The sequence below is a fragment of the uncultured Chryseobacterium sp. genome (assembly GCF_913776365.1).
In the GTDB taxonomy this organism is placed as follows: domain Bacteria; phylum Bacteroidota; class Bacteroidia; order Flavobacteriales; family Weeksellaceae; genus Chryseobacterium.
The window spans coordinates 85,597-107,912 of the sequence record NZ_CAJYMO010000318.1 but is presented as its reverse complement, the minus strand read 5'-3'; the positions used below and the strand labels follow the sequence as shown (position 1 = coordinate 107,912).

The window sequence follows — 22,316 nt, the reverse complement described above, 5'->3', positions numbered from 1 at the left end:
TGTAATGCTTTTTAAGCTAAATCTTTATTGTAAAATGCGCCTTTATTCTCTTTCATCTCCATCGACTGGGTGATGATGAGGTGGGCTACGGTGGTTAGGTTTCTTAATTCGGAAAGCTGGGGCGAAAGAATGGAATAGTGGTAAATTTCATCTACGGCTGCTGCAATCTCCTGGTGTTTCTGCAGGGCCATGTTCAGACGGCGGTTGCTCCGTACAATTCCTACCAGATCGCTCATCATTTCCTGAAGCTGTTTCCTGAGGTATGAAACAATTACCATTTCATCCATGATCTTCATGCCTTCTTCATTCCATTCCGGAACCGCTTTCAGGTCATCAAAGTTAAAATGGTTTTCATTGAGCAGTTCGACGGTTTTCATAGCAGCATTGTGTCCGAATACCAAACCTTCCAACAAGGAATTCGAAGCCAGCCGGTTGGCGCCATGAAGGCCGGAATTCGTACATTCGCCAACGGCAAAAAGGTTTCTTATGGAAGACTGCCCGTCACGGTCTACTTCGATACCGCCCATCAGGTAATGGCAGGCCGGAACTACAGGAATGAGCTGGGTAAAAGGGTCAATCCCTTCTTTCCTGCACTTTTTATAAATGTTCGGAAAGTGTTCCAGGAATTTCTGCTGATTCATATCGCGGCAGTCGAGTCCTACATATTCATCACCGGTAATTTTCATTTCCGCATCAATGGCCCGTGCTACGATATCCCTGGAGGCCAGTTCCTCGCGCCCGTCATATTTATGCATGAATTTTTCACCTCTTTTGGTTCTCAGCTTCGCACCGTCTCCGCGTACGGCCTCCGAAATCAGGAACAGCATGCCGTCGATCTTACTGTAGAGCGCGGTGGGATGAAACTGGTAATACTGCATATTGGATACCTTACCCCTGGCGCGGGCCACAAATGCAATACCGTCTCCGGTAGCAATCGTTGGGTTGGTGGTGTTTTTATAGACATGTCCGGCCCCTCCGGTAGCGGCCAGCGTTATCTTAGAGGTGATTTTCTTGATTTTTTTTGATTTCTCATCCAGGATGTAGGCACCATAGCAGTGAATGTCCCCCTCATTAAGCTCTTTTCCCGGAACGTGGTGCTGGGTAATGATATCGATCACATAATGATGATCCAGAATTTCTATGTTTTCACTTTTATTGGCGGTTTCCAGCAAGGCTCGTTCAATTTCGAATCCGGTGATGTCTTTGTGGTGGACAATCCTGTTTTCGGTATGGCCGCCTTCCCTGCCTAAAGCAAATTCGCCGTTTTTCATATCGAAGTTGGCGCCCCATTCCACGATTTCGTTGAATCTGGCCGGCGCTTCCTTCACGACCATTTCCACCACATCCCTTTTGTTTTCGCCGTCTCCGGCACGCATGGTATCTTCTATATGTTTGTCGAAATTATCATTTTTGGAGTCGGTGACTACAGCAAGGCCGCCCTGGGCATATTTGGTATTGCTTTCGTCTTCGTCGGACTTGGTAACAATGATGATTTTTGCATCAGGAAGCTGTTCCGAAATTTTAATGGCATAGGAAAGTCCCGAAATTCCGGAACCGATTACTAATACATCCGCTTTTATCATTAGGCTTAGTTTAGGTACAATCTCAATATTTAAATAAATTTAAACAATTTTTCGTTTGGTTTTCTTACTTTTTTCAGATATTGGAAATGATCTTCTTCCGAACGGTATCCCAAAGCAAGGGTAACGGTGACTTTCTCGGTTTCGGGATCGGTTTCCAACAGTTCTTCGATGGTGTCCTGGCGAAACCCTTCCATAGGGCAGGTGTCTACATTTTCAAGAGCGGCAGCATACATCAGATTGGCCAGCACAATATAGGATTGTTTTTCTGCCCAGTGAAAAAGTTCATCCCGGCTTTTCTGATCGATATGCTGGCTGATGCTTTTCCGGAAAGGATCCAATGATTCAGCCGGCATACCCCTTACTTCGGAGATATGCCTGAAATATCCGTCGACATAGTTTTCTTCGAGCATCTTTTTTGAAACCAGTACAATCAAATGGGAGCAGGTGGAGATCTGAGACGGATTATAGAAAGCAGGAATCAGCTTCTGTTTCATCATTTCACTTTCTACCACCAGTATCTTATAGGGCTGGAGGCCCAGGGAACTTGCCGAGAGTTTTCCTGATTCCAGAATAGGGTAGAGGACCTCCTGAGGAATAATTTCCCCGTTAAATTTCTTTACAGAATATCTTCTGCCCAAAGCCTCCAAATAATTCATATCACAAATGTAAGAATAGAATACGAATTAACCGGGCCGAAAGGGACAAAATTAGGGCGGGATGATCATACTTCCTGTTGTCCGGTCCAAAAAAAGATCACTCCAAAATACATTGAAGTGATCCCTTTTAAAAATATGTGGAATGGTTATTTGCGTTAATCCCTGTTTTTTACCAGAATCCAGCCGGAATATTTTACCGGTGTGCTGTTTCTGTCATTTTCATTCCATGAAACGGAGAACCAGTAACTTCCGGTAGGAACTTTTCTTCCGCCTACCGTTCCGTCCCATTTGTAGCGGTTCAGTTTGCTGGCGCTGTGCATCTGTGTCCCATAACGATCGAATACACTGAATACCAGGTTTTGTTTTGAGGCCAGCGCAGAATAATCGATGCCGTCATTGACACCGTCGCCATTCGGTGTGATAACGTTGATGAGGTTAGGAACTACTACCGTAACGGTAATCGGCTCGCAGTTATAGGCATCTCTTACATACACTTTAACATCTCCTCTCGGTACATTTTTAAATTCACTGGAATCCTGCCAGTTGATCCCGTCAATAGAATATTTATAAGGCGCTGTTCCACCATTAACATTAACCGTAACGGTGGTGCTGGAAATATCTACACTGGAGATCACAGGCTGTTGGGCAGCATACACTTTAACAGATTGGGTAACCGTACACTGTCCGCTCTTCAGTTTCACCCAATAGGTTCCTACGCCTACATTGGTGATCGTCTGCGAGGTAGCACCGGTGCTCCATTCGTAGCTTGTAAATCCGGGACCTGCGTCCAGGGTAGCTTTGTTCTCCATACAGATGATCCTGTCTTCCAGCACCGTGGAAAAGACAGGAGGAATGACTTCCAGGGTAACCTTGGCAATACTGAAACATCCGGCACTGTTCGTTACCCTGATGTAAACAACACCGGTAGGAGCCGTATAGGTCCCGGGCATCATAATTTCGTTAGTCTGGTTCTGGGCATCCGTTAAAGAAGGGTAGTATTTTTTTGTAATTCCCGTGGAGGTACCTATTACCGGAGCCGTGGTCAGATCAAAAATACCTTTTGACGGGGTGGCCTCTAGGAAGCAGGTTCTCAGCAGTGCATCCGTTGTCGTAACGACAGGAGCAACTTTAAGGGCAATGGTAGCGTCATTATTATCGCATAATACCGAAGTAGGGTCTTTGATGACTACCGAGATATTGGTATCCGCACTATACTGGAAATTTGCAGGATTGGCAATCGGGGTACCGCTTCCGGTAATATAATAGGTGAAATTATAACTGGAAGGGCTTGCTGTGAGCTGTGAGTTGAGCTGGGTAAGGTCAATAGTCGCCATTCCGGTAGGCTCAGGACAGATGTTTTTTGTAATGGCAGTCGTCAGCAAAGGGACTTTGTCAACATAGACCTTAACATTTTTGATAGAATGCCTGGACCGGTTTCCTCCTGTAGAGGCCGAAAACCCAAAGTATCCTACGGTCATTGCAGCGGCAGCTCCTGCGGGTGCAAAAGACTGGTTGCAGATCAGGGTACCGTTGATGGTGATCCTGATGATCCAGTTGGCCGGAGCGGCGGGGTCTACCTGGGCATTTACTTCCACATGTTTATAGTTGGTTCCCTGAAAAGGAAGGGAAGTATTCATATCGGGGGAATGGAAAGAGCTTCCGGGCGTATTGAAAAATTCCACATTGTTGGTGTCGGTTGTATTTACTATCTGTCCGTAACCAACGTGTACCTTACTCATTACTGCGGTCGTCGTATTGTTGTATGTATCGAATCCTACCACAAGGCCAATGGCATTTTGTGAAACCCCAAGCCCTGAACCCAATACGCTGGCAACCGGTGGATTGGCCAGATACCAGAAAGCAAGGCCATCACCGTTGGCAGTCTGATTGGAATCCATTCTGAAGTCGAATTCCACCCTCCATTTATCGCAGTATTTCAGGTTGATGGGATCGTTCAGGCGTATTGATCCGGACTGGTTATTGGTATCCGGGGTAAGCTGGACAAAATCCGTATTTACAATGGTGGGTGAAACCATTGTCCATCCTGTAGTATTGACCGGGTTTCCGGCAAGCTGATAGGTTTGTGCTGAAACAGGATTGGAAATAACGCAAAGAAGAATGAAAAGTAATAATAGGTAGTTTTTTTTCATTTGATAACGTTTACAGGTTGTTTTCAAAATTTAACAGGTTTTACAGTTGATATAGTTTTAAAAAAGATGTCCGGTGTTATACATTGATTGTAAAAGGTAGCGGTTTTTGGGTAAAGACCATCTCCCGCGTATGAAATAAAAAGACCATCCGGAAGCCGGATGATCTTTTACTGTATTTATTGTATATTCTTAACCAGTATCCAGCCATTGTATTTTGTTGGAGTACCGTTCTTGTCATTTTCATTCCAGGTGATGGTGTACCAATACGTTCCGGTAGCTACTTTTTTCCCTCCGGTGGTAGCGTCCCACTTAAAGTTTCTGAGCTTATCCGCTTCATATAACTTATTTCCGTACCGGTCATATATGGTGAACACCAGATTCTTCTTATAGGCAAGAGCGGAATAATCGATAACATCATTCTTGTTGTCTCCGTTCGGAGTAATGACGTTGATTAAATTCGGCACGGTAACCTGTACATGAATTGCGGTACAGTTGTAAGCATCTTTTACGTATACCACTGCTTCTCCTCTCGGAAGCCCGGTAAATACATTGGAATTCTGCCAGTTTACGCCATCCAGTGAATACTGGTAAGGGGCTTTTCCTCCTGTAACGTTTATCGTTAATGTTGTATTATTGATATCAATGCTGGCGATAACAGGCTGAGGGGCAGGATTTACTTTTACGGTCTGTGTCGTAGTACAGGTTCCGGTTTTCAACTGTACCCAGTATAGACCTGGCGAAACATTGGTGATCGATTGGGTTGTCGCGCCCGTATTCCAAAGGTAAGCATTGAATCCCGGCCCTGCGTCAAGGGTGGTTTTCTCATCGATACAGATGGTTTTATCTTTAAGGACGGAAGAATAAACGGGAGGAAGCACTTTCAGCGTGATTTTAGCAATTACAAAACATCCTGCTGTGTTGGTAATCCTCACATAAACTGTTGAAGAAGTTGAAATATAAGCGGTGAAAAACTGAATTAAGTTATTGCCTGTCATGGCATCTGCCATGGTGGTGTGGTATGTTTTTACAATCCCTGTTGCAGTGGTTACGTTGGCTGATGAGAGGTTGAATGAAGCTGTGGTCGGAGCCGTATCTATAAAGCACGATTCGAGGGATGCATCAGTGGCCGGAATTGTAGGATAGAAGGCAAGCGTAATCGGAGCCGAGCCTACGCATCCCTGTGGCGTTGTTACTTTCACGTATACGGTGCCCGCAGCTGAAACATATGCATTTGGGTTGGTAATCGGATTGCTTCCTGCATTAAGCTGGGCCATTGTTGCATAATATACTTTGGTAGATCCTGCCGGCTCATTCACATTGGCAAGCGAGAGGTTATAGGTGGCAGTGCCTGCATTGTTGTTGTTGCAGGCTGTAAGGGTAGCAGGAGTAGCGGTAAAAGGTGAGAGCGACAGGATGATTTTCGCATCCGGGTTATCGCATAATACACCGGCATTGTCTTTCACCAGGACGGAAACGGTAGTGTTTCCGCTGAACTGGAAGTTTGCAGGATTGGTAACTGGGATTCCGCCAACGCTGTAAGTAAAGGTATAATTGGCCGGATTGGTTACAAACTGGCTCTGGTAAGACGTGAGGTTAACCGTACCCTGGCCTGTTCCCGGATTCGGACATACGCTTGCCGAAACGGAATTCTGGTTAATGGCTACTTTATCCGTATAGATTTTTGCATTCTTAATAGAGTGTCTCGCACTCGCTGCTCCGGTAGATGCTGAAAAGCCGAAATATCCTTGCGTCATTCCGGCAGCTGCTCCGGAAGGAGCAAAAGACTGGTTTACTACAGTAGTGCCGTCAATCTTGATGGTAATGATCCAGCTGGTAGGTGCTGCAGGATTCACCTGTCCAAGTACTTCAACGTGTTTGTAGGTAGCTCCCACAAAGGGCTGGGTAGGATTGAGATCTGCCGTGTGGAAGGTACTTCCGGGCGTATTGTTGTATTCAATATTGGAGCCGGCAGTATTGTTGGTTCCGTAGAGCACATGCACTTTACTCATCTGGCCTTCAGTGCTGTTGTTGAAAATATCAAAACCCACCATCAGACCGGTAGAATTGGCCGGGATCCCCAGGCCGCCGCCCTGGGTATAGGAAGCCGGAGGATTGGCGAGGTACCAGAAAGCGAAACCGTCACCCCGGCCATAGCTGGTCGTACCGTTTCCGTCAATCCTGAAATCAAATTCCACCCGCCATTTATCACAGAATTTAAGGTTGATAGGGGCATTCAGCTTAATCCCGCCTACCTGTGAAGTCTGATCTGCAGTCAATTGTATAAAGTCACCGTTAACTGCGGCTGAAGGTACAACGTCCCATCCTGCCGTATTTACCGGATTTCCCGTCAGCTGATAGGTCTGAGCTGAAATTTTTCCTGAAAAAAGGGATAATAGCAGAATAAAACAAGCAAGTAGTTTTTTATCCATGTATTGCGGTTTTAGAATTTAAACCCCAAAGATATTAATTCCTAATCAAAAAACAGGTATTCCATATTAATTTTACCGGATATGATGTTTATTTTATTATAAATGATAAATGAAAAGGGAAAATGCTGAAAGATTTTAATCGGGATGGTAGTGTACCGTACTGATCAATCAGAATAAGCTGTTGTTCTCCTGGTTTTCAAAGTAAGTGTCGGTTTCAAGGCTGGGTGAGGCAGCAGCGGTAACGGCCAGCTTATCACATAATTCATTCTCAAAATGTCCGGCATGGCCTTTGATCCAGTGCATTTTAGGCTGATGGACGACATACAGCTTTGCAAACCGCTGCCAGAGATCGGGATTTTTTACGTTTTTCCATCCTCTTCTGATCCAGCCGGCCAGCCAGTTCTGGTTGATGGCATCCGATACGTATTTGCTGTCGGTATAAATATGGATATCGTTATCCGGGGATTTCAGTTTTTCGAGTGCCGTAATTACAGCGAGGAGCTCCATTCTGTTGTTGGTTGTTTTGCGGAAACCTTTTGAAAATGTTTTCTGATAGTTTTTCTCAGGTACGCGCATCAGAATTCCGTACCCGCCTTTTCCGGGGTTTCCGCTGCAGGCTCCGTCTGTATATATTTCTATTCTCAACTTTCTTCTTATTAACCGGGGGCGGCCTGAATTATACGTTAAAAAGGAAAGTCGTCATCGTCATCGAAATCATTCATGGAAGATCCTGATACCTGGGAACTGCCCGGAAGATCAAAGGCAGCACCGGGTTGTATGGTTGTTTTGATTTTATCAAAGCCACTCGGCTCACCGGATCCGAAGCCGGAAGGGTAACCCCCCGAACCCCCGTCGAAAGCTGCTTCAATGTCTGCGAATTTGGCAAAATGTTTAAGGAATGAGAGGCGGACATCTGCCGTGGCGCCATTCCTGTGTTTTGCAATAATAAGTTCAGCCTGATTCTCAGTAGAGGTTTCCTGCCCTTCATCGTCATTATCCCACACCGTAATTTTATAATACTCGGGTCTGAAAATGAAAGATACAATATCCGCATCCTGCTCAATGGCCCCGGATTCCCTCAGGTCGGAAAGCTGCGGTCTTTTTCCGGGACGGGTTTCCACACTACGGGAAAGCTGGGAGAGGGCAATTACCGGAACGTTAAGTTCTTTGGCAATCGCTTTTAAGGACCGGGAAATCATCGAAATTTCCTGTTCCCTGTTTCCGCCGCCTTTCCCGCCGCTTCCGGCAGTCATCAGCTGAAGGTAATCCACCATGATGATTCTTACGCCATGCTGCATAACCAGCCTCCGGCATTTGGCCCGGAAATCAAAGATGGAAAGGGACGGTGTCTCGTCGATATACAATGGCGCATTTTCCAGTTCTGATACATTGGAGAACAGCCGTTGCCACTCTTCGTCATCCAGGGTTCCTTTTCTCAGTTTTTCAGAAGAAATCCTTGTTTCAGAGGCAATCATCCTGGTGATAAGCTGTACTGAAGCCATCTCGAGCGAGAATAGGGCCATCGGGATTTTATGTCCTACAGCGATGTTTCTTGCCATGGAAAGCAGGAAAGCCGTTTTCCCCATCGCCGGACGTGCCGCGATGATGATAAGGTCTGAATTCTGCCAGCCACCGGTTTCTTTATCAACATCCCGGAATCCGGAAGGCACCCCGGAGAGCCCTTCTTTGTCTTTAAGGGATTTGATGGTCTCAATAGCCTGCTTGACCAGGGAGTTGGCTGTATCAAAACCTTTTTTTATGGTTCCGTTGGTGATTTCGAAAAAGGATTGTTCCGCTTTATCCAGCAGTTCAAAAACATCGGTGGATTCTTTATAGGAAGCATCGATCACATTTGCTGAAACATTGATGAGGCTTCTTAAAATGTATTTTTCAAGGATTACCCGTACATGGTATTCTATGTGGGCAGATGAGCTGACCCCCATTGTAAGATCAATGATATAATGGTCTCCCCCGGCCAGGTTCAGCCGGCCTTCTTTTTTCAGGTCCTGGATGATGGTCATCAGATCGACGGGTTGGTTGCCTTCGTATAATTTCAGGATGGTGGAGAAAATGACCTGGTGCCGGGGATCGTAAAATACCTCGGGAGTCAGCAGGTCTATGGAATGGTCGAGCCCTTTTTTATCAATTAAAAAAGTACCGATCACCAGTCTCTCGAATTCCAGGGCATTGGGCGGCATTTTACCGTCCGCAATAGAGAGCTCTTTTGCAAAGTTTCCGTTCGTCAATGAAGATAAAGTTTCTTTCTGCGCCATAATAATGCAAAGATAGTTTTTTTGGAAAGTAAATTCAGCGGAGACGCCAAATTGTTAGTAAGTTATAAAATGCCAGTATTGAAAGGCTTTAGAATGGTGCATAAAAAAATCACCCCGGTTCCGGAGTGATTTTTTTTGATCTGAAAAAGCGTTTATTTTATATTTTTTACCAGAATCCAGCCGCTGTATTGGGTTGGCGTGCTGTTTTTGTCATTCTCGTTCCAAGTAATGGTATACCAGTAGGTTCCGGTAAGGATTTTTTTACCGCCGGAAGTTCCGTCCCATTTATAATCCCTTACTTTGTCTGCCGTATACAGCTTGTTTCCGTACCGGTCATAGATATTCAGGACCAGGTTTTTCTTGTAAGCCAGCGCTGAATAATCTACATAATCATTAACGTTATCTCCGTTCGGGGTAATCGCATTGATAAGGTTCGGTACCGTTACCTGTACATCGATCGGGTTACAATCGTAGGCATCTTTCACATAGACTTTGTTTTCTCCTCTCGGAAGCCCTGTGAAAGTATTCGAGTCCTGCCAATTGATTCCGTCCAGTGAATACTGATAAGGAGCTTTCCCTCCGCTTACGGTTACCGTAAATGAATCATTGGTGATCTCAATATTGGTAATAACGGGCTGTGCAGAAGCAAATACTTTTACTTCCTGCAGGGTCCAGCAGTTTCCTGTTTTCAGTTTCACCCAGTAGGCACCGGCGGTCACATTGGAAATCGACTGGGTGGTTGCGCCTGTGCTCCACTCATATCCGTCAAATCCGGGCCCGGCATCCATGATGGTAGTGTCTTCAATACAAATGATTTTGTCTGTCAGGACATTGGATTTTACCGGAGGCAATACCTTAAGATTGACTTTGGCAATAGCGAAGCAGTTGTTTCCGTCGGTTACTTTTATATATCCTGCTCCGGTTGTGGTGATATAGGCTAATGGATTGGCAATCGGATTAGTTCCTGCCAGCGCATCTGCCTGGGTAGCAAAATAGGTCTTTACCACTCCCGTCTGTGAAGTTACGTTAGCCTGGGTAAGATTAAAAGAAGCGGTGGTAACAGCCGTATCAATAAAACATGATTCCAGTGTGGCTTCCGTAACCGTAACTACCGGGTAATACTGCAGTGAAATTTCCGACTGCCCGGTACATCCCTGTGGAGTAACCACCTGCACGTAAATCGTTTTCGGGGCCGCAGATGTATAAGCGGCAGGGTTTGCAATGGCATTGCTGCCGGTACTCAGATCTGCCAGGGAAGTATAGTATTTTTTAGTAACACCGCCCGGAGGGTAAACATCAGCTGCAGTCAGGTCAAAAACACCTGTTCCTGCATTGTTGTTGTTACATGACTTTATGGTTACATTCACGGCCGGTAGCGGAGCAAAAAACTGCAGTGAGATTTCAGCCTCTCCATAACATCCCTGATCGGTATTGATTTTCACATAGATGGTCTTCGGGGCAGTAGATGAATAAGTTGCCGGATTGGAAATTTCATTTGTCCCCGCATTCATATCCGCCAGGGTAGGATAGTATTTTTTGGTGACTCCGGTTGTCGGCGTATAGACACTTGCCGATGTAAGGTTAAAAATACCCAGTCCGGAGTTGTTGTAGTTGCAGACCGTAAGCGTAGCATTATTGGGAACTATATTTCCGGGCACAAACTTGATAGAACCGGTCTGTGTACAATTGTTGATCGGGTTATTGGGATTGGCAGGATCCTGATAATGGATGCTGTAATAATAAATGTCGGTACCATTTACGGTAACAGGTGCCGTAATGGAATTGGCGATTGTAAGGGCGTCATTTGAGGTGTAGTGATAAGTTACCACAAAATTAGGGTTCCCGTTAACAATTCCCGTGGTCAGTGTGCTGAAATCAAAAGTCGTTGGAAGCTGGCACTGTACGATTTCACGGGGTCCTCCCGGCGTCGCACTTGGATTTCCTGGCGCAACAAACGGATTTGGTGTTAAAACGGGATCATTGTAAGGTGATGCCAGTTCAGCAGTCCCTCCCCATTCCAGTGTAAACCCTGTGGTATTCGATGAGAAATTGTCCACAATAAGATAATAGGTTTCACCGGGTAATACGTCTAAGTACTTCACGAAACGATCTGCAGGATCTCCTAGATTATCCATGGCGGCATCTTCTGAGGTGTCAAGGGAAGTCATATTGAGTCCTGTAGGTCCTCCGGAACCTGCATACGAACATCTGATAGGCGTCCCCAAGCTTCCGCACTGTACATTGGGCCCGAAGACCGCCCAGTCGTAATCTGTACTGCTGTTATTAGGATTGATGACAAAAGTTAATGTCCCTCCCGTCGCAATGGTAAATTTATACCATACGGAATAATGTTCAGAATTCAGGCATCCGCCCAGAGGAGCTTCCTGTACTGCTCCGTGTCCGCTGGGAGTATAGGACTGGCCTGCGTTTCCGCAGACAGATAATGCGGTAGCACAATCCGATTGCGAAAAAAGAAATTGAGATAAAAATAATATACTCAACAGTAATAGCTTCTTCATTATATAACTATTTTAATATTGTTTGATGTAAAATGGCAAAAAAAACCGCTTGAAAAGCGGTTTCCTATAGATTGGGATTACTCCCTGTTTTTAACCAGTACCCATCCTGAGAATTTAATCGGTGTATTTTTTTTGTCATTCTCATTCCAGGTTACGGAATACCAGTAGGTTCCGGTAGGTATTTTTTTACCTAAAGTGGTTCCGTCCCATTTGTATCCGTTGGTCTTATCGGCCTGTCCTACTTTTACGCCATACCGGTCATAAATGCTCAGGATCAGGTTTTGCTTGCTTGCCAGGCCGGAATAGTCGATCACGTCGTTCACTCCATCGCCGTTTGGTGTAATCACGTTTACCAGATGCGGTACGACCACGGTAATGGTAATCGGTTCGCAATCATAAGCGTCTTTCACATAAATCATGTGATCGCCCCGTGCTACGTTCTGGAAGATGTTTGAGTCCTGCCAGTTGATTCCGTCAATGGAATATTTGTAAGGTGCGGTTCCGCCTATAACATTTACGGTAATGCTGGTGCTGGTGATGTCAACATCAGAAATTACAGGCTGCTCGGAAGCATACACTTTTACGCCCTGTCTGGTCACGCAGGTTCCTGTAGTAAGCTCTACCCAATAGGTCCCTACCGTAACATTGCTGATGGTCTGTGCCGTTGCTCCCGTGCTCCATTTGTAGGCGGTAAATCCGGGACCTGCATCCAACGTAGTCGTGTCTTCCATACAGATGATCTTGTCTTCAAGGATCGTGGAATATACAGGCGGCAATACAATCAGCGTCACTTTAGCAACCCGGTAGCACTGGTTGGAATTCGTAACCTTCACATACGCAACCCCGTTAGGAGAGACATAATTCTGAGGATCGGGAATAGGGTTGGTTCCTGCTACGGCATCTGCCATGGATGGATAATAGGACTTTGTTATTCCCGTATCGTTGGTTACCAAAGCGTTGGTGAGATTAAACATAGCCGTTGTAGGATTTGCCTCAAGGTAACATGACCTTAAAGTGGCATCTATAGTGGTTACCAGCGGATGGAAGTTAAGTTTGATCTCTGTAATATCCGTACATCCGTATTGGTTGGTTGCCTTTACAAAAGCAGATCCTGCAGCAGCCACATACTGATAAGGGTTGGTAATTTCATTCACTCCTGCGTTCAATGCCGGAAGGGAAGGATAGTATTTCAGCGTAAGATTCGGTGTAGCGCCAATGGTCGCCGTGGTCAGGTCATACATTGCTGTTCCTGAGTTGTTGTTGCTACAGGAGGTGAGCGAAGCCGGCGTAAGCTTAAATGACCGGTCAACGAATTTGATCGTTCCGAACTGTTTACACTGATTCAGGAAGCTGGCAGGGCTTACAGGATCGGAGTAGGAGATCGAATAATGATAAGTGGTGGTGGTGTTCACCGCCACCGGAGTGGTAATTGGATTGATATTATCCAGGGCATTTGCTGCTGAGGTATAGTATCTTACAATAAAATTGGGATTGCCGTTGATGATTCCTGCGCTCAGTGTGGAGAAATCAAAATTCACAGGATTTCCGCAAATGTCTATATTTCCGTCGTGGTTAGGTCCGGGTACAATAAAAGGAAAAGGCTGTAGTACAGGATCGTCAAAAGGCGTTAACAAGCCTGCTGTTCCTCCGAAGGTCAGTGAAAACTGGGATACCGTCGGCGAAAAATTATCTACCAGCAGATAATATACTTCTCCCGGAAGCACATCGATATATTTCACCATTCCATCAGAAATGTTTCCCAGGTTATCGGTTCCGGCGCCTTCAGAAGTATCCAATGAGGTCATGTTAAGGCCGGTAGGATAGGGCGGCGGCGCATCGTAGGAGCATCTCAAAGGAGGTGCCGTCTGGATCTGCGAACAGTTCTGGTTAGGACCGTAAAGTGCCCAGTCATAATCCACGGTACCTACAGGAGTGATCACAAACGTCAGCGTACCTGCTGACAGTGTACTGAAAGTAAACCAGATGGAATTGTGTTCTTTTCCGCCCATACAGCCCGTACCTTCCAGTACGTTTCCTGTACCGCTGGGCGTCAGTGTAATATTAGCATTGCTGCAGACAGGCATTGCTGTAACGCAGTCACTATACTGGGCATAGAGGATATGGGATAATAAAAAAATGACAAAGAGTAGTGTTTTCTTCATGTTTCGAATTGTTTTAAAGATAAAGATCTGCTTACTTCAGGCTGTTCTGCTCTGTTATCAGCTGCATCAGTTCGTTGTTATCCTTATCGTCAGGCATGGCAGACAGGCTGCCCATTACATATTTTTTAGCGAGTCCGTTAAAATAGGAAATATCACTTTTCTTATTGGAGGCCAACAGAAATTCCGACTTTTTATACAATACCAGGGCGGTATAGTAGTAAGCCTTCCAGCGGTAAGCATCCGGATTTCTTGTAAGGTCTGAAAAATCGTTGAAAAGTTTATCGTAATCTGCTATGGATTTCGCAGAAGAAATTTTCTCTGCCTTCGAATCCAGTGTTTTCCGGTAGCTGCTCTGCGCATAGGTGAACATGCTGAACATCACAACTATTAAAGTGAGTAAAGTTTTTTTCATAAGGGAAAATTTAATCTTACAAATATAACAATATATTAATTTTAAACTAAAGTTTTTAAGATTAATTTAATAAAAGGGTATTTCTTCTTTTAATACTGCATTTTTCTCAGTTTGGGATTGGTACTTCCTACAATCAATGCAATCAGTACCGTCATGGTTCCTCCGATTACCACGGAACGTACAACCCCTAATAGTTTGGCGCTAAGGCCGCTTTCAAATTGTCCCATTTCGTTGCTGGACATAATGAATATGGAGTTGACGCTCAGTACCCTGCCCCTGATATGATCCGGGGTTTTCAGCTGTACAATCGTGCCTCTGATAACCACAGATATCCCATCCAGCATTCCGCTCATCATCAGGAACATAAAAGAAAGCCAGTACAGATGCGAAAGCCCGAAACCGATAATGCACAAACCGAATCCTGCCACTGCCACCAGTAAGATTTTTCCCTGATTTTTTTTCAGAGGAATTACTGATAACAATGCAATGATGCACATTGATCCGATATCGGAAGCGGCATTCAGCAGTCCAAAACCTTCTGCTCCTACTTTCAGAATATCTGTAGCATACACCGGGATCATGGCAACGGCACCTCCGAAAAGGACCGCAAACATATCCAGGCACAGTGCTCCCAGGATCTCCTTGGTCCTGAAAATATAGGAAATTCCTTCCCGCATACTGTCTATAACGCTAATATTCTCTTTTTTGTATCCGGACTGCTGTTTATTTAACTGAAAAAAGAAGAGGGAAGCCAGGAATATCAGGGAAATGATGACTACCAGTGTCCATTGAACCCCAAAGTAACCGATAAGAAAACCGCCAGTTGCATGTCCGCATACAGAGGAAATCAGGAATGTTGCCTGATTCAGTGTTACGGCATTCGGCAGATTTTCCTTTTTGACTATGGAAGGAATCATAGCCGGAACGATAGGGCCGATAAAAGCCCGTGCAATTCCGGTAAAAAAGATAACCCCGTAAATAAAATAGGTAATCTGATGCCCTGTAAAATGCATCTCAACATTAAGAAATGCCGGGATAAGAAGCAGGCCGATCAGGAAAATATAAGCATAACTGCAGAGGAGCAGCAGTCTTTTCTTTTCGTTCATGTCAATCACATGGCCTGCATACAATGCACAGCTCACTGCAGGAATAACTTCGGATAGCCCGATAAGCCCGATTGAAAAAGGATCCTTGGTAAGCTGGTATACCCACCATCCCAGCAATGTGGCCAGCATCCTGAAAGCCAAAACCATAAAAAACCTTCCGGTAAGAAGATTTCTGAATTCGACAATTTTCAGGGTCTGTAACGGAGTAAATGGAATCATCAGACAAAAATAGCCTCAAATATTGATTTGAGGCTATACTTATCATGATTTTTTTTGACCGATATGTTGAAATAGAAACTAAAAGATGAAAATCTGCTTAGTCATCCACTCTGGTTGCGCTTAGAACCAGGGCCGCCACTCCTGCCGCTCCGATAACTACAGCACCCGTGGTAATCCCTGCTTTACGGCTGTCTTTTACAGCGGCCACATTGGATTTAGGAATGGTAACCACCGTACTGTCCTTCTTTCCGGCAGTGCCTATGAGGTTGTCACCATCTACATTCCGGAACAGCATCTTCTGTTTTTTCGAGCCGTCTTTCATCGTTACCGTATACATCTTTCCTGCCTCCAGATTCGAATAATCATTTTTTGCAATATCTTCAGAATATTTTGTCGTGGCACATGAGGAAATTACAAATAAGGATGTCAATAAAGATGATTTTAGAAGTACAGATGCTTTCATTATTATTTTTTAGGTTTTTCAAATTTATAATTTTTTTCGAATATATGTTTCCGGAATTGAAAAAATATGTCTAAAGTTTATATATTTCCAATATATCGGCAATCATCCTGTCATTGGCAAGTCTCGGGATTTTGTTCTGGCCCCCGAGTTTTCCCTGGGATCTGGCATATTCCTGAAAAGCATTCTTTCTGAGCAGCGTAACCTGCAGTTTCCGGAGAATATTTCCGGAAATCAGATCATCGTAATAGGTATTCCGCTTTCTCATCTGCTCATCCAGCTCATTTCTGAAAGCTGCAAGGTCTTCAGGGGTTTTTTCGAACTCAATAAACCATTCGTGGTAAGGCAGTCCGTCTGCGGGATTTACCTGCGGTGCCAGATGGAATTCCGTAATATGGGCAGGGTGTTTTTCCAGCGCCGCCTTCATTGCCTCTTCCACTTCAAAGGCAATTACATGTTCCCCGAAAGCTGAAGTGAAATGTTTTGTCCTGCCGCTGACCAGGATCCGGTAAGGGTCTTTATCAATAAATCGCACTACATCACCGATGGAATAGGCCCAAAGCCCGGAATTTGTGGTTATAATCAGGGCATAATCCTTATGGAGTTCCACTTCTTCCAGCGTTAATCTTTTTGCATCAGGCTTTCCGTAACGTTCCAGCGGAATAAATTCATAAAAAATCCCGTGATTCGTGAGCAGCAGCAATCCTTCTTTCGTATAATCATCCTGAAATGCAAAGAAACCTTCCGAAGCCGGAAAAGTCTGTACGATATCTGTCGCTCCGCCCAGCAGTTCCTCCATCTTATCCCGGTAAGGCTCGTAGTTGACACCACCGGTAACGATCAGCTGAAGGTTCGGGAAGAGCTGCCTGATTTTCTTGCCGTGCTTTTCCGTTAATTTTTCGAAATACATGATCAGCCATGGCGGAATCCCTGATATCAGCGTCATGTTTTCTTTTTCTGTTTCCTCAACAATCTTATCCACCTTCGCCTCCCAGTCTTCCATCATATTGGTTTCCCAGCTTGGAAGCCTGTTTTTCTGAAGGTAATCCGGGATATGGTGGGCTACAATGCCGGAGAGGCGGCCGGTCTTGATCCCGAAGATTTCCTCAAGCTCAGGGCTCCCCTGCAGAAAGATCATTTTTCCGCTGACAAAATCTGCATTGTCTTTCCGGGCAATATAATGGAACAGGGCGCTCTGTGCCCCTTTCACCTGAAAAGGCATTCCTTCGGCAGAAATCGGAATGTATTTTGAACCGGAAGTCGTGCCGGAGGTTTTCGCAAAATATTCAGGGACACCGGTCCAGAGGATGTTGGCCTGGCCTCTCTTGACCCTTTCGATATAGGGTTTCAGGTTCTCGTAATCGGCAACACTCACCCTGTCCTGAAAGTCTTTTACAGAATGGATGTTTTCAAATTCATGTTCCCTTCCGAAGAGGGTTTTCCGGGCTGTATCAACCAGGGAGAGCAGCAGCTTTTCCTGGTCTGAAGGAGCATTCTTTTTGAATTTTTCAGCATCCCTTACATGTTTTCGGGCCCACAGAAGGGCTATCTTTTTCTTGAGGAAGTGTAACATGCATCAAATTTATAAATAACCGCACAATCTCCTGCATGTTTCAGGGAATTAGACATAAAAAAAACCGATGAGTCTGTCATCGGTTCTACGAAATTTGATTATGAAAATAACAACTAATAGGTTGAGTTGAGTCTACTTGTATCTTTTATCCGGCGTGCCGTCTTTTTTCAGCTTTTTATTTTCCTTATACCGTTTATCCGGTGTACCGTCTTTTTTCAATTTAGCGGCTGCGGGAGTAGCGGCAGGCTGCCGGGCTTTTACCGTCTTTACAGTCTGGGAAGAAGCAGCTTTTTTAACAGGTGCAGTTTGCTGGGCAGTGGCAAGTCCGAGTCCTAAAACAAAGGCCATTGCAGTGAATAATTTTTTCATGAGAAATTTATTTTTTGTTTTTTGCTTGATTCAAAGGTAGACAAAAAATACACCGGAAAAATGATTTTCAGAAACTTAACTAAAGTTTATCACAGCTTAAAAAAAGATTAAACAAATGAGTTCATAAGCCGTAATTTCTGCTTACTGATGCTGTAAAGAGTGAAGCCTGACTGATTGATTTGCTGTTATCCTAATAAAAAAACCTGCTTCCCTCACGAGTAGGGAAGCAGGTCTAACATATGTATGAAAGTTGGTTATCTTTTACAGTTGGCGGTCCACGTTTTTCCGTCAGCCGTATAAAACATTTTCAGATCATTGTTGTCAATACGTACATATACGGTTTGGTTTGAACCTACCATTACCAGCGAATTATCTCCGGTTTTCTGAAATTCAAGACCGTTAAGATCAGGGATGCCGTTAGAGAACCTGAAGTTATACTTGGTTCCGCTGGCGATTTTGGTTACAAATACGCTTCCGTCGTTGGTGCTGGTGTTGGTACTTCCTCCGTCATTATAGGAAATACTCCCTCTGTATGTTCCTGCGAAGAAGTCATTGTCTGCCGGATCGTCGTCATCTTTACACGCGACGCTCGTGATGACAAAGAAGGTGAGCAGGAACAGGCCTAAAATTCTGATTGCTTTTTTCATAATACTATTTCTTTACATGTTTAAGTAAATGAACGTTTTCAAACAGTGTGCCATTTAGGGGAAATGCCGTATTCTGCAGGCCGCATACACTATGCACAGGATAATCTGTAAGAATATTTGAAGATGCCGGGAAAGGCTGGGATTTCCTTAATGAGAAAATTAGCATTATATTTGTTACAGTCAAAAACGGTTCCGGAATATCCCGGAATCGCTTTTGCCGTTTATAACGCCAACACGTATGCAGTTAAAAACCATCAACGAAAAATTTCTTCCGCACCTGCTTCAGAAGGAATTCGGAAAAGAAATTCTTACCCTTCTGGAAAGCCGCCGGCACATTGCCGTCAAAGGAAGTGCCGGATCCTCGGCTTCGATTCTTGCCGCAGAGCTTTTCCTTACCCGGAAAAAACATCTCCTGTATATATTGGATGATAAGGAAGAAGCCCTGTATGCCAATACGGAAATGGAAGATCTGTTGGGGAAAGACAATGTCCTGTATTTTCCGGCCACCCATCTCGAGCCCTACCAGGTAGAGAAGACACAGAATGCAAACCTGGTGCTGAGAACGGAGGCGATCAACAAGATCACTTCCGGAAAGTCGCCGAAGGTTATTGTTGCTTATGCCGGTGCCCTGTCTGAAAAAGTGCTGAAGAAAGAAGATTTTAAGGCGATTTCCCACCATATAAAAGTGGGCGACCAGCTCGATTTTGATTTTGTTGACGAACTGCTGAACCATTATCATTTCCAGCAGGCCGATTTTGTCTCAGAGCCCGGGGAATTTTCGGTGAGGGGAGGCATTGTGGATGTTTTTTCGTTTTCCAATGAACAGCCTTACCGGATTACTTTTTTCGGCAACGAGGTGGAAAGCATCAAGACATTTGATATTGAAACACAGCTGTCGCTGGAAAAAATAAAAGGGTTTCAGCTGGTATCCAATATGAATTTTACCGTAACCGGAAGCCGGGTTTCCCTTCTTCAGCTGTTGCCTGAAGAAAGCATCGTGATTTCAAAGAACGGGATCATCGGGATGCAGAAACTAAAGGCATTTTATGAAAAATCAATAGAGAAATATGATTCTTTAAGCAAAGACATTGCTCACCGTTCCCCTCAGGAACTTTTTATATCGGATCAGGAATTCCTATTCGATTATAAAAAATTCAGAACCCTGGATTTCGGAAGTGTCCCGATTGAAGGGTTGCCGGACTTGGCGGAAGTTAAGACGGATCAGGTTCCGCAGCCTTCTTTCAACAAGAATTTCGAGATGCTGGCAGAAGATCTTGAGGAAAAACATAAAGAAGGTTATGACATATGGATCTCCTTTTCATCGGAGAAACAAAAAGAGAGGCTTGAAATGATTTTTGAAGAGCTGGAGCGTGAACTCCCTTTCAAAAGCTTCAGATCCGAGCTTCACGAGGGCTTTGTAGATCACGGACAGAAACTCATTCTGTACACGGATCATCAGATTTTCGACAGGTACCAGCGGTACAAGGCTAAAAATACTTTTGCCAAATCCGAACAGCTTACGCTGAAAGACCTGATGTCATTGAAAATAGGGGATTACATCGCCCATATCGACCATGGGATCGGAAAGTTCATGGGCCTGGTGAAAGTAAATAACGACGGCAGAATACAGGAATGCTTCAAGCTGACGTATAAAAACGGTGATCTGTTGTACGTAAGCATCCATTCCCTGCACAAAATTTCAAAATATAACGGTCCGGAAGGTAAGGAAATTACGTTGAGCAAACTCGGGTCTCCTACCTGGAAGTCCCTGAAACAGAAAACGAAAGCCAAAGTAAAACAGATTGCTTTCGATCTGATTCAATTATATGCCCAGCGGAAGACTGCCAAAGGATTTGCCTACACCCCCGATTCTTATCTGCAAAACGAACTGGAAGCCAGCTTCCTGTATGAAGATACACCGGATCAGGAAAAAGCGACGATTGATGTAAAGAAAGACATGGAGGCAGACACGGTAATGGACAGGCTGGTCTGCGGCGATGTAGGTTTCGGAAAAACGGAAGTCGCGGTACGGGCTGCCTTCAAAGCGGCAACCGACGGAAAGCAGGTTGCAGTACTTGTTCCTACTACCATTCTGGCCTTTCAGCATTACCGGAGCTTTAAAGACCGGCTGAAAGATTTCCCTGTAAATGTAGCCTATGTCAACCGTTTCAGGACAGCAAAACAGAAGGCTGAAACCATGGAAGACCTGAAAAACGGAAAGGTGGATATTATTATCGGAACCCATCAGCTGGCAGGAACTTCCGTTAAATTCAAGGATCTTGGGTTATTGATTATCGATGAGGAACATAAATTCGGCGTTTCGGTAAAGGACAAGCTGAAAACGCTGAAAAGCAATGTGGATACACTCACCCTTACTGCCACACCGATCCCAAGAACGCTGCAGTTTTCCCTCATGGCGGCAAGGGACCTTTCGGTCATCAAGACGCCGCCGCCTAACCGCCAGCCGGTGGATACCCAGATTATCGGATTCAATGAAGAAACCATCCGTGATGCGGTCTCGTATGAAATCCAGCGTGACGGCCAGGTCTATTTCATCAATAACCGCATTGAAAACCTGAAAGATATCGCAGGGCTGATCCAAAGACTGGTTCCGGATGCACGGGTAATTACCGGGCACGGGCAGATGGAAGGGAAGCAGCTGGAAAAAAACGTCCTGGATTTTATGGAAGGCAAATACGACGTACTGGTTTCCACTACCATTATAGAAAGCGGCGTGGACGTTCCCAATGCCAACACCATATTCATCAACGATGCCCACCGGTTCGGGATGGCCGACCTGCACCAGATGAGGGGAAGGGTAGGACGGAGCAACAGGAAAGCATTTTGTTACCTCATCACACCGCCGTATGATATGATGTCCTCCGATGCCAGAAAGCGCCTGGAAGCCATTGAACAGTTTTCAGACCTGGGAAGCGGTTTCCAGATTGCCATGAAAGACCTGGAGATCCGGGGCGCCGGTGACCTGCTGGGTGCTGAACAGAGCGGATTCATCAATGAAATGGGTTTTGAGACCTACCAGAAACTGATGCAGGAGGCGCTGGAGGAACTGAAAGACGACCAGGAGTTTGAAAACCTGTTTGAAAATGAGGAAGAAAGGAATAAGTTATTCAAAACCACTAAAGATGTCAACATCGATACGGATCTGGAACTGATGCTTCCGGACGAATACATCTCCAATACCGAAGAAAGGCTGCTGCTGTATCAGAAGCTTGCCGATATCGACAATGAGAAAGATCTTGAAAAGTTTGAAGCCGAACTTACCGACCGTTTCGGGCCATTACCTGAAGAAGCGAAGAATCTGCTGAAAAGCGTTAGCCTGAAATGGCTTGCTGCAGAAATAGGCTTTGAAAAGATCGTGATGAAAAACGGGGTGTTTCTGGGATATTTTCCGGCAAACCCGCAGGATAAGTTTTATCAGACGAATAAATTCAGGCATATCATCACCTATCTTACCCAGAACCCTTCGGAAGCACAGCTTAAAGAAAAGTCAGGCAAAGACGGCAATCAGCTCATGATGAGAAAAGACCATGTGAATAACGTAAAAGAAGTAAACCATCTGCTGAAATCCATCCTGAAGACAGAAACGGCGTAATGCCGGAGATGATCTTTCTGACATTTGATTTACAGAAAAGTATTTATCATGATTTAATGTAATTTCAATATTTTAATCTGATCAGTACATATTATATAATCCGGAAGCCTGAGTTTCCGGATTTTTTTATGGTTTTAGTTGTTAT

The 22,316-nt window shown here is 44.8% G+C and carries 15 protein-coding genes; 1 reads left to right on the top strand and 14 read right to left on the bottom strand.

Features of this window, described 5'->3' with window-relative positions; translation table 11 throughout:
• Positions 1–11: 11 nt before the first annotated feature.
• From nadB to QZ735_RS17130, 14 genes are all read right to left on the bottom strand, one after another.
• Positions 12–1,583 (bottom strand): L-aspartate oxidase, encoded by a 1,572-nt coding sequence (gene nadB / locus QZ735_RS17195; RefSeq protein WP_294251071.1) that lies wholly within the window; start codon positions 1,581–1,583, stop codon positions 12–14.
• 29 nt (positions 1,584–1,612) lie between these two features.
• Positions 1,613–2,239 (bottom strand): NAD(P)H-dependent oxidoreductase, encoded by a 627-nt coding sequence (locus tag QZ735_RS17190; protein WP_294251069.1) that lies wholly within the window; start codon positions 2,237–2,239, stop codon positions 1,613–1,615.
• 155 nt (positions 2,240–2,394) lie between these two features.
• Positions 2,395–4,389 (bottom strand): T9SS type B sorting domain-containing protein, encoded by a 1,995-nt coding sequence (locus QZ735_RS17185; RefSeq protein WP_294251067.1) that lies wholly within the window; start codon positions 4,387–4,389, stop codon positions 2,395–2,397.
• Positions 4,390–4,565: 176 nt separating this feature from the next.
• Complete coding sequence (locus QZ735_RS17180) at positions 4,566–6,818, bottom strand: T9SS type B sorting domain-containing protein (protein ID WP_294251065.1); 2,253 nt, start codon at positions 6,816–6,818, stop codon at positions 4,566–4,568.
• 168 nt (positions 6,819–6,986) lie between these two features.
• On the bottom strand, positions 6,987–7,463 hold the full coding sequence (gene rnhA / locus QZ735_RS17175) for a ribonuclease HI (protein WP_294251062.1): 477 nt from the start codon (positions 7,461–7,463) through the stop codon (positions 6,987–6,989).
• 38 nt (positions 7,464–7,501) lie between these two features.
• Positions 7,502–9,091 carry a replicative DNA helicase gene (gene dnaB, locus QZ735_RS17170; RefSeq protein WP_294251059.1) on the bottom strand — a complete coding sequence of 530 codons (1,590 nt, stop codon included), beginning with the start codon at positions 9,089–9,091 and terminating at the stop codon, positions 7,502–7,504.
• 152 nt (positions 9,092–9,243) lie between these two features.
• Positions 9,244–11,610 carry a T9SS type B sorting domain-containing protein gene (locus QZ735_RS17165; protein WP_294251057.1) on the bottom strand — a complete coding sequence of 789 codons (2,367 nt, stop codon included), beginning with the start codon at positions 11,608–11,610 and terminating at the stop codon, positions 9,244–9,246.
• A gap of 77 nt (positions 11,611–11,687) precedes the next feature.
• The gene (locus QZ735_RS17160) at positions 11,688–13,772 is read right to left on the bottom strand and encodes a T9SS type B sorting domain-containing protein (RefSeq protein ID WP_294251054.1); all 2,085 of its coding nucleotides are present in this window, start codon (positions 13,770–13,772) and stop codon (positions 11,688–11,690) included.
• 31 nt (positions 13,773–13,803) lie between these two features.
• Complete coding sequence (locus tag QZ735_RS17155) at positions 13,804–14,184, bottom strand: hypothetical protein (protein ID WP_294251051.1); 381 nt, start codon at positions 14,182–14,184, stop codon at positions 13,804–13,806.
• Between the two features lie 89 nt (positions 14,185–14,273).
• Positions 14,274–15,509, bottom strand: a complete 1,236-nt coding sequence (locus tag QZ735_RS17150) for an MFS transporter (RefSeq protein ID WP_294251048.1) — start codon at positions 15,507–15,509, stop codon at positions 14,274–14,276.
• A 97-nt stretch (positions 15,510–15,606) separates the two neighbouring features.
• Positions 15,607–15,939 (bottom strand): hypothetical protein, encoded by a 333-nt coding sequence (locus QZ735_RS17145; RefSeq protein ID WP_294251045.1) that lies wholly within the window; start codon positions 15,937–15,939, stop codon positions 15,607–15,609.
• A 103-nt stretch (positions 15,940–16,042) separates the two neighbouring features.
• Positions 16,043–17,542, bottom strand: coding sequence for a GH3 auxin-responsive promoter family protein (locus tag QZ735_RS17140; protein ID WP_294251042.1), 1,500 nt, complete (start codon positions 17,540–17,542; stop codon positions 16,043–16,045).
• Positions 17,543–17,674: 132 nt separating this feature from the next.
• Positions 17,675–17,911, bottom strand: coding sequence for a hypothetical protein (locus tag QZ735_RS17135; protein ID WP_294251039.1), 237 nt, complete (start codon positions 17,909–17,911; stop codon positions 17,675–17,677).
• Between the two features lie 254 nt (positions 17,912–18,165).
• Positions 18,166–18,558, bottom strand: a complete 393-nt coding sequence (locus tag QZ735_RS17130) for a hypothetical protein (protein WP_294251036.1) — start codon at positions 18,556–18,558, stop codon at positions 18,166–18,168.
• Between the two features lie 238 nt (positions 18,559–18,796).
• Here QZ735_RS17130 and mfd point away from each other — a divergent pair, with 238 nt between their 5' ends.
• On the top strand, positions 18,797–22,171 hold the full coding sequence (mfd, locus tag QZ735_RS17125; protein ID WP_294251034.1) for a transcription-repair coupling factor: 3,375 nt from the start codon (positions 18,797–18,799) through the stop codon (positions 22,169–22,171).
• The last annotated feature ends 145 nt before the right edge of the window (positions 22,172–22,316 follow it).